We start from the raw sequence: 12,366 nt of genomic DNA, 5'->3' as shown, positions 1-12,366 counted from the left end.
AAGCCTACCTTACTTGATTGAGTAATGACGAGCCTTCTACCACAACACGATTATCAGCTCCTAAACCCTTAGTGATAACGACGTAACCTGGCTCAAGCTCTTCGTATTCAACTATTTGTGGTAAGAATCGCTCTGCTGATAATTTTATCCAAACTTGGGGTAAATTATTCGCGCTTAAAACGACGGCCTTAGCAGGTAAAACAATCCCTTCAATGGTCTCGTTTAAAGGTGCTTTAATCGTAACAGGCTTATTTAATAGTAAGTTATTGTCCGTATTATTTAACGATTCAAAGTTTGCATGAATTAGTCCATTCACCAACTCTGGAGAATATCCCGCATAATTGAGCTCCACATTAGGCAATTGTGTAATTTCAGCCGTAGTAAATTTACTTAACAAATTAGTGTTGCTTGTAGTTGCTTCTACTATAAACTTTCTAGGTGAAACAATTTCAAAAAGCGTCTTTCCAGCCTCAACCCACTGACCTCTAGATACAGATTTATTAACTAGTACACCATCAATAGGGGCAATAAGAGCTTCAGATTTTTCGATACCTTGCTTAAGAACGCTTTCTTGCTGTTTAAAAGTAGTTAGTTGGGTTTCAAGTTGTTCTCTTTCTTGTTTAGAAGCTAAATCGCCAAGCTTTCTAAGCCTTTCAACATCGCGATTGGTTTGTGCTATCTGATTTCTAACAGCAACGAGTTCACTAGTTTGACTTGCTAAATCAAATGCTGTGTATTGATAGCGGATGTAGCCTAAGATCTCACCTGCTTTGACCAAGGTACCACTGGTATACATGCCTTTTTCTGGTGCATCTAATCGACCATCACTGCTTGGTTGAATAATTGCAAAACCGTCAGGGTGCGGTTTTACGATACCATGAAGTTGCACATGCTTATTGGCAGCTGTTACTTCAGCAAACTGTGTTCTGATATCAAGAAGTGCCTGATGTTTCATTGGCATTAACACTGAGCCATCAGCTTGTCTGCCAAGCTCTCCATTTCCTTTACTAGAATTTTGGTCTAAGTGTTCACCATTAGGGTCATGAGCACCTGGTGAAGCAATTAATGTGGTAGAGAAAAGGCTTACAGTAAGGAGACTTAATTTTAAAAATCTAGAATGCTTCAATCTCATGATTTTTTCTCCTTGTTGATACGACCAAAAACGAAACCGACACAAAAAACGACAAAGGCAACAAAGATTTCAAACCAAGGTATATGATGATGTTCTTCATCGTGGTGCTCATTTGTCTGAGCTTTTGTTATATCAAAATTAGCAACAAGCAAATCGCCACTATCTTGCGTCAAAACCGTAAGCACAACCTCATGATTTCCTTCAGCATTTAACTTTTTCAGCATTTTTGGGTCGGTTAGAAGGTATGCTTTTAAAGTATCTGAATACTCTGTGCTCGCAGAGAGTTGTCCAGACTCGAGCTCTATAGAAGCGCCCTCTACTGGTACATTTGTTTTAAAGTCGTGTAGGTAAATTACCAATTGCGATTCGAATAACTCCCCTAATAATTCGAACGATTCAGTAAAGCTTTCAAATTTAGGGTTTACAGAAGCTAAGACACTATTAGAAGTATCTAAGTGCTCTCCATTTGGGCCATGAGCACCAGGTGACGCAAATACCATTGATGATAATACGACTGAAGTAAATAAAACGTACGAAATAGACGCAATAACACGCTGCCAGCATCGCAGCAAAAATGTATTAAAAAACATAATTAATCCAAAAAAATAACAGGGCCTCGCGCCAAACTGAGGCGAGGTTTGATTTGTTTATTTCTTAGGATTAGTACCTTGGAGGTGGCTTTATATGTTGGAGATGTGGGGATGACCAGTTACTAGCATACCAAATAACTGTATCTGATAAATTTCTATCACTTGTCTGATGCGGTAAAGCATCAATTAAACCAACAACACAGCAATCGGTATCAGATGCTATATGCTCAAAGGCTTCAATAGAGTAAGACAGCTTAAAATTACTTTCATCGTCATGATCATGACTGTGAGGTTGCCCTAACTCATGTATTAAAGTATGAATATCACCTTGTTGCTTGTGCTCATCCTCATAGACAACGCTTCCAAGCACCTGTGTGCTTAGAAAACATAGCATAAATGTGATAAGGATAAATTTGCGCATAAGTGAATTTAAAATAAATTAACGAAAGGAGGTTACCATTCAATTATTAGGTATGCAATAAATTAGCAAGTGGTTATATTTATTTTCGACATGATGTGCCCTGCGTTTTTCGCTCAATGCATACCTTAATTAAGGTTTGCTTTGAAGCGTAGCAGAATAGTTGATACATATTGAATCAGTAACCAGATTTGAACACAAAAAAGCCCACTGATATGGGCTTTGGTAGGACTAACTACTAGGACAAAATTTTTAATTCTTTGCTTACGTAAACTAAGCTTTGCTTAATCTAAAAATCTGTATTATCACTGATACCTGCATCATCAAATCCCCAGTCCGTCGCACCATGGTCGTCATCAAACGTTATGATCCCGCCTTCATCCGATAACATAAAGCTATGGTCTGTGTGGGTTACATGGCACTCATCAGTACTCGATATTGAATCTGACAAAGCTAAGTTGTCATTAATATCAATTAACGATACAGGCTCTATGAGGGGCTCTGAAATATCGCTTTCAGTAGATAGCACGCAAGCAGTTGCAGCAGCCATATCTGTCTGCGCTGAGAGGTTCAAAGGATTGGTCAGTATGTCATCACATACATCAATTGGGGTGATTTGTGTGTCTATATCTTCTTCTATAAATGGCTCTACAGAACAATGGCCGAATAGTTTTAAACTTAGTAAGTCTGTCATAATTGCACCTTAATTTTCGTTTTGGCGCTATTTGACTTTAAGAATTTAAAACCCATTTGCAAACATATTTTTATAAAAACTTTTATCGACTAAAAAGTTTTCAAAGATAAAAAGTGTTGACTGCTTTTATCTATGGCTTTGCTTCTCGTGCAGCGCTAAACACCAGCCTGTTTACGGTTTAATCACAGCGAATACTGTGCAGGCAAACCATCTTATCTATCTCATAATTCGTTCTCCTTGGCTCTTTGTAGAGCTTATTTATTAATAAAAGCAAAGATACTCGTCCCGCTACAATTCGAGATTCTGTATCTGTTTTTTGTCAACGAGAAAATCGTACACGCATTATCAAAGATTAATAAAAGTAGATTATGCAGAAAGTGTTCTGGTGTTAATTACAAAGCGAAGCGTCATCTCGCATCAAAGCAACCGCTTTGACTGCAACAAAAAGCAGTTGTGAAACAACTCAATAAATCGCGTAGTAAGAATAATTGCGAAGCCAATTTTCGAGCGCAGCAGCGCATGTCCGACCGTGGCGGACTAACCCCGCTTTTGTTTTTGTGGAGCAAAAATTTACTGTGTAATAGCGAAGCAATGAAACAGTAAACCTAAAAGTGAGGACACGAACGACTGCCAGCTTTACAAGCAACAAGATTTATCAATGCGCAGCCTGGCATGGTAAAAGGGGGGTTAGTGCGGCGCAAGCCGGACATGCGCTAAGCGTCAACCCTAGAAGCGAACGCTTCGTGGAGCTAGCTCGTTGACGAATGTCAACATAAGAGCTAGCGTGGGTTGTAAGCGTTTAATCGCAAAGTGAAACCTTTGAGATTAATGAAGTGAAACTTCATACTTAATTTATCTATAAGTATTTTCATTAGGTGCAGTGAAGCGAATGCTTCTCCTAATGAAAAACCGATAATTCATCGCTATTTTAGCAAAGTTCGTATCACTCAAACCTTCATATCTCCAAGTAAACAAATCACAATGGAGATAAAAATGACGATAGATAAAGATACTTCTGGTATTACCAACAGTAATGTATACCTGCCCTACTTTGACATCGATATGCATTACAAAAAATATAAAAACCGACGACAACAAGGCCAGGTAAAACTAGAGTGGACAATAAAACATGCAATGCGGTTTGGATTTGTATCAGCGATTGTGTGTGCAGACGTATGGCAAACTAACAGAGCGAAGACATTAGAGTTTTTAAACAAACTCGTCGGTATGGGGTTACTTCAAGCTGCAAAAACAATTCGAGCGGCAGATGGCCGCGTCTATGTATTAACATACGCAGGCGCACAATATGCGCGTGAGTTAACACAAATCGATTTCCCTTTTCGCTCAACATCAGAGCCAATACACCAGGTGAATCAAAATTCCATTATGCATGACAGCATTTTAAGCCTAGTGCTCGCGCTTGGTATTCAAAATAGTAATGCAGACGGTACTTCTAATCCGCTCTGGAAAGCCTATTTGACAGAGTCAGAGTTCAAACGCCTGTTCCCATCAAATGATGTAAAAAACGTTGATGCGCTAGTATTACTGAACAATAGCGAAATCGCTGCAATTGAAATAGAACACTCGTTTAAGCGAAAACAACAGCATGAACAAAGCATTCTAAAATTTAAAAGCGCACTTTTTGGTGAGCAGAAGTTGTATGACAAAGTCTTTCTCATCGTAGCATCAACAAAAATTCAGCAAGACACACAGCGCTTTTATAAGCAGCTACTCGATGAAATGCCAACAAGGTATGACAAGAAAACAAAGCTGCCACTACTGACGGAGGCAGAAGCTGAGATACTGAAAGAAAAAATAATTATTAGAACTAAGTTTTTGGGTGTGATTGATGATAAGTTTTATTAAAACTGTTACATGCCAATACACATAACATTCCGCTTCAGCAAAATTACCATAATAATGAAGCACTACTAATGGTATTTTGACAAACTCGTTTCTGCCCCAAGATGAGATAACGTAATGACTTTAAAGGTTTGCAATGAGCGGACATTGAGTATTTTCTTTTGATAAATTTTTTATATTCAGAATTTACACCTTTTCTCTATATTCAGGAAAATGAGCTATTAGCGCATATTTGTCGTCAGACCTCATTACCAATATAAAATATTTTCTTAGCTAGCAAAAAGTTAGGTAATTTGATAGAAATATAGCACTGATAAAAGTGAGCAGTTGTATAGTAGAAATATACGCGACTTGCGTACTATTAAAATGTCATATTTTTAGGAGAGTTTCGCTTCATGGATGAGTTCAACAGATATCTATCAGAAGCAGTTAGAGTACGCAGAACAATTCAGGTATACAGTGAAATATTCGACTGTCGAGAATCTATTGATATTTTATCTTCTAAATCAATCGAGTTTGGTGCGATTCTAAAACGCTCAATGCATGATGAGATCTTAATTTCACTAGCTAGGCTGTTTGACACAGATGCCTATAAAAGTAAAAACGAGCGCCATGAATATCTTTCCCAACGTAACTTGATATTAAAATACGAAGATTCGCTTGACGAAAAGCTTCAAAATCTTCGAAAAAAAACAGCACAATTATGGGATGAAGTTAGCATTAAAGAATACAGAGATTTTAAACTGGCTCATAATGATAAAGCTCTACTCTGTGGTCAAAGTGAAACCATTAAGCATAATGTTACCTTTGACTCTGCTAAAGAATTAGTAGAAACATCTATTAACTTAGTTTTAGGTTTAATGGCTAAAAATGGTATTTCCAGTGTAAGTAGCAATTTAAACTATAAATATGAAAATGTAGGCTCAAAATTTATAGAGTCGATTAAATATAACAAGGCGCTAAAATAGGATAAAATTAAATAAGCTCGTCACTTCGCTCGATTTTAGCTTATTCAATTTTACTGTTAGCTAAGCGTTAGTTTAATTTTGAAATGGAATTACAATGTTAGTTGAAAAATACATATCCATGATTGATGAGGGAGGACCTAAAAGCTACTACTCTTTCGAAACATTGGTCCAACATTTATTAAGAAAGCATATAGAAAATCAAGGTAAACCTTTCAATCATCTTGATAGGAAAAAAATTATTGATTTTGGTGATGCTGTCGCTCCAGAGGGCTTTGATGCTTTTGATGGTTCAACTTTAATCGAAATTAAATTCAATTTGGATAATGTGCATTACAAAAAATATATTGAGCGGTTATTTCAGTTTGCTAAATATAATGACGGTGAACCTAATGTTAAGCACTTAATTATTATTTCAGCAAAGCCAATTCCTTCACGTTTTGTCGAAAGGTATGGTGAAATACTTTCTTCAGTAAATTGGCCTTTCAAGGTGCATATATGGGGACCTAAGGAACTAAATGTAATTGTAGAAAAAAATATTGAATTGGCGGATGAAATTTCAAATAATTTATTTTCTTTAAGGCTTAATGACGCACTTAAAAATCAAAGTCATGATTGGAAGCAGGAGCGAACAAATATTATTGAAAATATATCGCATTGCTATAAAAGAGGGCACTTCTCACTAATATTAGGAGCAGGTGTTTCTAGTAGTGCAGGTATGCCAGATTGGAACACATTATTAAATTCTTTATTTGTTCGATATATGGCAAATAAGTTCGATGGTGACAATACAACTTCAGAAGAAGACATTACAGAGCTTGTTCAACGACTCAATGTGATCGATGAGCCTTCTGCACTGATGGCTGCACGTTATTTACGTAGGGGACTCTCAAGTAACGGTAGAGATGCCAAGGGGTTCATTAATGCTGTAACTGAAAGCCTCTATAAATTAAGAAACCGAAATTTTAATATTGCTTCTTCACTAATCGAGTCTTTAGCATCCATGTGCTTACCTAAACGAACAGGAGCTAAAGTAAGATCTGTAGTCACGTATAATTTCGATGACTTGTTAGAAAGGCAGCTTCTTAGAGATTCAATTCAATTTCGTTCTATTTATACCGAGAATGAAAGTTACGATCCTGATGACCTCCCGATATACCATGCACATGGTTTCTTACCTGAAAGATCAGTCTAGCTATCAAAATTTAGATGATTCTACCTTAGTATTTTCAGAAGAAGGCTACCATCATATTTATTCAAATCCTTATCATTGGTCAAACTTAGTTCAACTTAACACCTTTAGAGAAAACAATTGCTTAATGGTTGGGTTATCAATGACTGACCCTAACTTAAGAAGACTTCTTGATATATCATCGAAGAAATTAGAGAAAACTAAACATTTTGCTTTTATGAAACGCTTAACTGCAAATGATTTTTGCTTTGATGGAATTAAAGCTAAGAAAAACCAAGTAATTGGAAATATAAACTCTGCCGAAAAATTCTTGGAACAGCACCATACTCTTAATGAAGAGTTAATGAAAGAGCTAGGAGTCACAATTGTTTGGTTTGAAAGTTATGATGATATCCCTGATATTATTAAACGTATAGTGGTTAATTAAACTAACAAGACCTTCAAACGGACAAAAAACAGCTGGCTTTTTCTCGTTCCTCGCTAAATTTAGCCAACTATTTTGCTTCCTGTTAATATTTACTAATATAAAAATATTTTTTAGCTAACAAAAGATTAGCTAATTTGATAAAAGTGTAGTAATGATAAAAGTAAGTAGTTGTGTGGTAGATATATACGCGATTTTCGCACTAATAAATTGTTATACGTAAATGGAGATTTTTGTGATCGATAATAAAAAAATGGCACAGTGGATGTTGTCCCAATTTAAAAAAGGTTGGCTTTACCAAGAAGATGTAGCTTACGAATTAGAAAAGAATCATGGGATGGATTATGTGTATGAAAATGAGCGTAATGGCAATTTGGCAATTAGCAAGCCTCTTTTAAGGGAGTTTCGAAAATTAACAGAGGGTACTGTAGTTTGGGATCGTTATGAAAAAGCATGGCGTCAACTAGAAGAAGGTGAAAAATACGAAGGTCGTTCTGAGTATTAGCTTTTACGTATAAAAAACGCATCAACACATGGACTAATAAAGCTTGGATTGGTCCGTGCCTCACCAATTGTAACCAAGCTTTATTAGTCCGTTTTGCGGACGCTATAAGTCTAAATCTAGCATGGAGTGCTAATGTCAGAATCATGTGGTTGCGGCGAGAAGGCCGAAATTGGTGCAACAGTTAAATTTCATTGTAAAACCTGTGCAAGTGTTATTGATAAATTCACTGTGAAAAAGCCACTAAAAGCTGCAGGTATAGCGGCGATACTTGCTTATGGTGGTAGTCAATTTATAGATTACGCAATAACAGATAACCGTTATCCTCTAGATGTCGAATACGCTGTTTTAGAATCGTGTTCCAGCTCATATAAGGAGCCGCTATCTTATAGCAGTTATGGTTCCAAGAAGAAGTTATGTCTTTGTGCTTTTGAGGATACGATGAACGAAATTTCATACATTAGATACAAAGTTGATGAAGAAGGTTTTTTAAAAGCTTTTGAAAGGAATGCTGAGCAATGTAAGTAGCTTGGTCAAGCCCAAGCTACTTTTATTTAATCATCCAAGTAATCGTCGTTGTTTGGATTATGGGCATCAGCCCAGTCATCCATATCTGCATCGTTATTCGGATTATTGATATCTGACCAAAGGTCTAGCTCCTCGTCAGACATAGTTGATGTATTTGGCATAGATCCTCCTACTTGCTTTTTGGTGGATTGTTACCGCGACCAACGCCAGAAGGATTGCAAGTTTTGCTTGGACCGTTAGGGGGAGGAGTTGCGCCTGATTGGCTTGCTGCAGATTGCGCTCTCGCAGCGAATGAACCTTTAGGCACTACTCCGCCATTTGCTTTTGCTGTTGCTGACTGAATTCGAGCAGCAGCGGCTTTTGACATTGAGTTTTGAGACATAATTTACTCCTATTGAGTTATAAAGAATACTGTCCCCGCTGGGACAGCCAGTTAAAAGTAGCAGAGGTACCAGAGACAAATGGGGACAACGGAGCTTCAGGAAGAAATTAAAAGTTTGTTAGGTAGGTTAAAGTGGTCGCAAAAAAGGCTTGGTCGAGAACTTTATTACGCAAAATATGATGACGATGATGTTGTTGAAGTAAGCCGTCATGAAGAAAAAGTAAAAAAAGAATCTAATAAGAAAAAGCACTAAGACTGAGGTGTTACAATCCTACATGGATATTATTGTCAATCATGATGAATTTCAGAAGCTTGATATCATGGTTCCTACATACCAAAAAACTGGTGTGTTAAGTGAACGTATGGAAAGTGGTATGAATAATATTTCAAGGCTGGTTGGAGACCTAATTTCTAAGTAAACGACTTATAACAAGGCAATATAGTCGGATTCGTAACAGAGCTTGCTCGGTTCCACTTCGTTTCACATTTTAGCAAGCTATTATCTGCCGCATATTGCGGCGTTATGCCACTAACCTCCCGCCGCGGAACAAATTATAAAGGTTTTGATTATATGCATATATATCAGTATACAGATTTAAATGCTGTAAAAAACATTCTAAAGACAGGAAAATTGTGGGCAACTCATTATAAATATTTAAATGATTATTCTGAAGTTTTGAAGGGTATCGAAATCCTTGTCGATAGTATCTCTGAAACAAAGAAACTATCTAACACAGAAAAAAACGCCTTAAAAAATGAAACTATGAATAGTTTGGATGATTTGGATATATTTGTCTCATCTCTTTGTTTGGCTGGGGACGAGCTAACAATGTGGAGAACATACGGTAATTGTGCAGTAATTTTTAATATGAGTTTGGTTACATTAGCTTTGACCTGTGAAGGCTCATTTAGACAAAACTCCGTTGAATCATGCGTTTACCCAAAAGATTACAAAGATATTAATTTATCAAGACAATTTGACTCATTACTATTTTTATATGACGAATATTATCTAGGTTCCCACAAAGATTGGTTTATACGCTCTTTGGTTTACGATGCAACATCAATAAAACATGATGCATTTTATGCCGAACAAGAACATAGAGCAGTTGTCTCTCTAAGTAAAACTGACAACACTCCAATTCTCTACCGAAAACAAGGTGAAACGGATATTCCCTATATTGAGATGGTGTTGCCTAAATCATGCATTGAAGGTGTTTTTATTATCCGGGAAAAGACCAAGATAAGTTGGTTTCAGAGATGAACGAATTTCTACAGGAAAACAAATTCGATAATGTAGTAATATATAAATCGTCTATACCATTTGTTTAAAATCATTTTTCGAAAAGTGGTATAACAAGCCTCATCAATTGACAAAAATAAGTTAGCCATAGCGTCAATAACCCGTACAAAATTCATTAAAAAGCGCCCTTTGGGCGCTGAGTATTACAAGTACTTTTCTCTTAAGCTCGATTCTACATAGCCTAAGATTTCTGCAAATATGAATGCGATAATAAGTCGTGCATATCCATCGATACCCGAGAATAAGTAACTTGATGCAGCTTTGTAGATGGAAAAATAGTCCACTACCCAAAATCCAACCGCAATAACCACAAATATATAAATTACATTCACGATAACTCGAACTAAATCTAGAACGAACTTTAAGCGTAATGTCTTCACACAGTTTCTCCTGTTTTATGTACTGTGCAAATACATAAGTTTGATCGATGAGAAATCTAAAGAGAAAAGCAGACACACTGTGCCTGCTTTTCTATTTTATTGCTCTGTCATTCATCTGAGTTTGCTGCAACGCATTCGTGCAACTCACACAGCTAACTCTCCCTACAGTTAACTCTTATCGCAAACCGCTTATATATGCGAGCTGACTTCCTAAAGAAGCCAAATCTAGGTCCTCCGCCAGGGTGCGGTGGTAACGACATTTGCTAAGTGATGATTGAGCGTCCTGCTTATTTCAGTCTGTCTCGCACTATTAAGTAAGAAATAAACAAGCAAAATAAGATTATCCATTACCACTTTATTGATGTGTTTTTGGTTTTATTTCTTGTGAGCGCCACTATTTTTTAGTTGAGCTAGCATGTGATGGATAGTAGAAATGACATTGCTATCGCTCTACGGCCGTATAGTGAAATCATGCTAAAGTTACGATATGTTATAGTTAACTATTAGTGAAAGCCGCGAACCATATTTTTGCTCACTTTGAATTGGAGAAGTACTATGAATTTTCAGATTGAATACTTAACTTTTCTGGTCCCCCTATCAATGATGATTGGCGGCGCTATTTGGGTATATCTAGATAATAAAAAAGCGAGTGCCAACGAATAGTATCATTGCAAGTAAGGGCATGACGCTATCTGGTAGTAATATGTTCTAGAAAAAGCGACTCTTTCGAGTCGCTTCAATTAACCATCATTTTCAATGATTGTGTTCCAATGCCACTGCGCTAATTCGAAGAACAAATCAGGCGGCAGTAGAAAGAACAGTTCAAATTCATCAGCCCAGAGCTCGCAGAAATCTTTTATTTGGTCAATGTACAAGATAAGTATTCGATACATACCGCTCCCTTCAAGATACTGACTTTCAAGACTGCTCTCTCGAGCAATTGACTTACTAACACTGACCCCGACGACTTTTCCAACATCATCACGATGAACGTATATGTATTGTGAAAAGTCTAACTCAAGCCTGTCTTCGTTAGTGACATTTGCAAGCCAAAGGCTCGTCGATGCGTCTTGAAAAGGTGATTTAGACTCTCTTGTGTACTTTCTGACAATTTGAAGTTTTGTTTGGCTCATGTTTATCTCCTATATGTACTTAAAGATAAACATGTTCACTGCAAGCGAATTAATACGAGTTATCGAAGTCAAATTCCAACTGACGCTCATCAACAAAGCTTTCACTATCACCAGCGTCATTACTCATTAATAAGTTAGTGTTGCTACAAAGCAGTAATAATAGTGACCTTAGAAGAGATAACTGTTCATAGCTAAAACTAATTTTGTAGCTACTAGAAAAGCAGTGAAATAACAGCTTCTCTACATCAAAATCATCTTCCGTAAAGTTTAGGTCATAAATAGCGTCATACTCTTGATAAAGGCACTGACTAACTTTCTCTAAAAAATCGGCCGCTACAGCAGCATTAAATTTGTCATTTTGCATTTCGTTTACTCCTTGTAATTAAAATTACAAATAAGAAGCGGCTTACCATGCAAATTTTGCATAAGTAGCTCGTATTTATTTTCGAAGACAAACTTTTTGGAGATGGATATGACTAACTCAAACGTTGTGGAACTATTTCAGAAGCGACCTGCAGTTGCTAATGATGAAGAATATATTGCTTTATATGAACAGAATGATGGCTACATATATTACGTAAGAAATTATGTAGCTCAGCAAGAGTTTATAGTCGTTAGCGATTCTTTTATGCGGGCGTTACCTGAAGAGATGCGCCCAGCTACGAACGTGTTTTTCAGTTGTAATTTCTACTTACTGAAGCAGTTCAAACGAGATGTGCAGTCGCATATTCAACACACTGGACAATTTTTATATTTTTATCACTTGTTTGATAAATCAGTTAACGCGTTTTTTGACTCGTTATAACCTAAAGCCAGCTACGCTGGCTTTTTTACTTATATAAATAAAATAATCAACAACT

General features: G+C 36.7%; 18 protein-coding genes. 10 read left to right on the top strand and 8 right to left on the bottom strand.

The genetic code is table 11. From position 1 onward, the window contains the following. Positions 1 to 4: 4 nt before the first annotated feature. The 3 genes from ACRWSG_RS12260 to ACRWSG_RS12250 all read right to left on the bottom strand — a co-directional run bounded on the left by ACRWSG_RS12260 (position 5) and on the right by ACRWSG_RS12250 (position 2,834). The gene (locus ACRWSG_RS12260; protein ID WP_462166416.1) at positions 5 to 1,132 is read right to left on the bottom strand and encodes an efflux RND transporter periplasmic adaptor subunit; all 1,128 of its coding nucleotides are present in this window, start codon (positions 1,130 to 1,132) and stop codon (positions 5 to 7) included. Beyond that, on the bottom strand, positions 1,129 to 1,722 hold the full coding sequence (locus ACRWSG_RS12255) for a hypothetical protein (RefSeq protein ID WP_462166415.1): 594 nt from the start codon (positions 1,720 to 1,722) through the stop codon (positions 1,129 to 1,131). The genes ACRWSG_RS12260 and ACRWSG_RS12255 overlap by 4 nt, the downstream gene beginning before the upstream one ends. A 707-nt stretch (positions 1,723 to 2,429) precedes the next feature. Then, positions 2,430 to 2,834 (bottom strand): hypothetical protein, encoded by a 405-nt coding sequence (locus tag ACRWSG_RS12250; RefSeq protein WP_462166414.1) that lies wholly within the window; start codon positions 2,832 to 2,834, stop codon positions 2,430 to 2,432. Between the two features lie 993 nt (positions 2,835 to 3,827). Here ACRWSG_RS12250 and ACRWSG_RS12245 point away from each other — a divergent pair. The 6 genes from ACRWSG_RS12245 (at position 3,828) to ACRWSG_RS12220 (ending at position 8,308) form a co-directional block, all read left to right on the top strand. Beyond that, positions 3,828 to 4,700 (top strand): hypothetical protein, encoded by an 873-nt coding sequence (locus tag ACRWSG_RS12245; RefSeq protein ID WP_462166413.1) that lies wholly within the window; start codon positions 3,828 to 3,830, stop codon positions 4,698 to 4,700. Between the two features lie 392 nt (positions 4,701 to 5,092). Next, the gene (locus ACRWSG_RS12240; RefSeq protein ID WP_462166412.1) at positions 5,093 to 5,665 is read left to right on the top strand and encodes an AbiU2 domain-containing protein; all 573 of its coding nucleotides are present in this window, start codon (positions 5,093 to 5,095) and stop codon (positions 5,663 to 5,665) included. Between the two features lie 94 nt (positions 5,666 to 5,759). Next, positions 5,760 to 6,857, top strand: coding sequence for an SIR2 family protein (locus ACRWSG_RS12235; RefSeq protein ID WP_462166411.1), 1,098 nt, complete (start codon positions 5,760 to 5,762; stop codon positions 6,855 to 6,857). Beyond that, positions 6,823 to 7,281 carry an SIR2 family protein gene (locus ACRWSG_RS12230; RefSeq protein WP_462166410.1) on the top strand — a complete coding sequence of 153 codons (459 nt, stop codon included), beginning with the start codon at positions 6,823 to 6,825 and terminating at the stop codon, positions 7,279 to 7,281. The genes ACRWSG_RS12235 and ACRWSG_RS12230 overlap by 35 nt, the downstream gene beginning before the upstream one ends. 232 nt (positions 7,282 to 7,513) lie before the next feature. Continuing rightward, the gene (locus ACRWSG_RS12225) at positions 7,514 to 7,783 is read left to right on the top strand and encodes a DUF6953 family protein (RefSeq protein WP_462166409.1); all 270 of its coding nucleotides are present in this window, start codon (positions 7,514 to 7,516) and stop codon (positions 7,781 to 7,783) included. Positions 7,784 to 7,915: 132 nt separating this feature from the next. Further along, complete coding sequence (locus ACRWSG_RS12220; RefSeq protein ID WP_462166408.1) at positions 7,916 to 8,308, top strand: hypothetical protein; 393 nt, start codon at positions 7,916 to 7,918, stop codon at positions 8,306 to 8,308. Between the two features lie 26 nt (positions 8,309 to 8,334). On the opposite strand, the gene ACRWSG_RS12215 is transcribed toward ACRWSG_RS12220, so the two are convergent. Together ACRWSG_RS12215 and ACRWSG_RS12210 are read right to left on the bottom strand one after the other, a co-directional pair. Further along, positions 8,335 to 8,469: a hypothetical protein gene (locus ACRWSG_RS12215; RefSeq protein ID WP_462166407.1), complete on the bottom strand. Its 135-nt coding sequence runs from the start codon at positions 8,467 to 8,469 to the stop codon at positions 8,335 to 8,337. 8 nt (positions 8,470 to 8,477) lie between these two features. Continuing rightward, the gene (locus tag ACRWSG_RS12210) at positions 8,478 to 8,690 is read right to left on the bottom strand and encodes a hypothetical protein (protein ID WP_462166405.1); all 213 of its coding nucleotides are present in this window, start codon (positions 8,688 to 8,690) and stop codon (positions 8,478 to 8,480) included. 79 nt (positions 8,691 to 8,769) lie between these two features. On the opposite strand from ACRWSG_RS12210, the gene ACRWSG_RS12205 reads away from it, so the two are divergent. From ACRWSG_RS12205 to ACRWSG_RS12195, 3 genes are all read left to right on the top strand, one after another. Continuing rightward, positions 8,770 to 8,943, top strand: a complete 174-nt coding sequence (locus ACRWSG_RS12205) for a hypothetical protein (protein ID WP_462166404.1) — start codon at positions 8,770 to 8,772, stop codon at positions 8,941 to 8,943. Between the two features lie 22 nt (positions 8,944 to 8,965). Further along, positions 8,966 to 9,109, top strand: a complete 144-nt coding sequence (locus tag ACRWSG_RS12200) for a hypothetical protein (RefSeq protein ID WP_462166403.1) — start codon at positions 8,966 to 8,968, stop codon at positions 9,107 to 9,109. Positions 9,110 to 9,213: 104 nt separating this feature from the next. Beyond that, a complete protein-coding gene (locus tag ACRWSG_RS12195) occupies positions 9,214 to 9,954 on the top strand; it encodes a DUF2971 domain-containing protein (protein WP_462166402.1) in 741 nt (246 codons plus the stop codon). A gap of 182 nt (positions 9,955 to 10,136) precedes the next feature. Here the strand turns inward: ACRWSG_RS12195 and ACRWSG_RS12190 are convergent, their stop codons facing one another. The 3 genes from ACRWSG_RS12190 to ACRWSG_RS12180 all read right to left on the bottom strand — a co-directional run bounded on the left by ACRWSG_RS12190 (position 10,137) and on the right by ACRWSG_RS12180 (position 11,870). After that, positions 10,137 to 10,373, bottom strand: a complete 237-nt coding sequence (locus ACRWSG_RS12190; RefSeq protein ID WP_462166400.1) for a hypothetical protein — start codon at positions 10,371 to 10,373, stop codon at positions 10,137 to 10,139. Positions 10,374 to 11,113: 740 nt separating this feature from the next. Beyond that, a complete protein-coding gene (locus tag ACRWSG_RS12185; protein WP_462166399.1) occupies positions 11,114 to 11,506 on the bottom strand; it encodes a hypothetical protein in 393 nt (130 codons plus the stop codon). Positions 11,507 to 11,555: 49 nt separating this feature from the next. Continuing rightward, the gene (locus ACRWSG_RS12180) at positions 11,556 to 11,870 is read right to left on the bottom strand and encodes a hypothetical protein (RefSeq protein ID WP_462166398.1); all 315 of its coding nucleotides are present in this window, start codon (positions 11,868 to 11,870) and stop codon (positions 11,556 to 11,558) included. Positions 11,871 to 11,978: 108 nt separating this feature from the next. Here ACRWSG_RS12180 and ACRWSG_RS12175 point away from each other — a divergent pair, with 108 nt between their 5' ends. Further along, positions 11,979 to 12,311, top strand: a complete 333-nt coding sequence (locus ACRWSG_RS12175) for a hypothetical protein (RefSeq protein WP_289098142.1) — start codon at positions 11,979 to 11,981, stop codon at positions 12,309 to 12,311. The last annotated feature ends 55 nt before the right edge of the window (positions 12,312 to 12,366 follow it).

It is taken from the genome of Pseudoalteromonas sp. GB43 (assembly GCF_054923805.1).
This window is presented reverse-complemented; position numbering and strand designations above follow the sequence as displayed.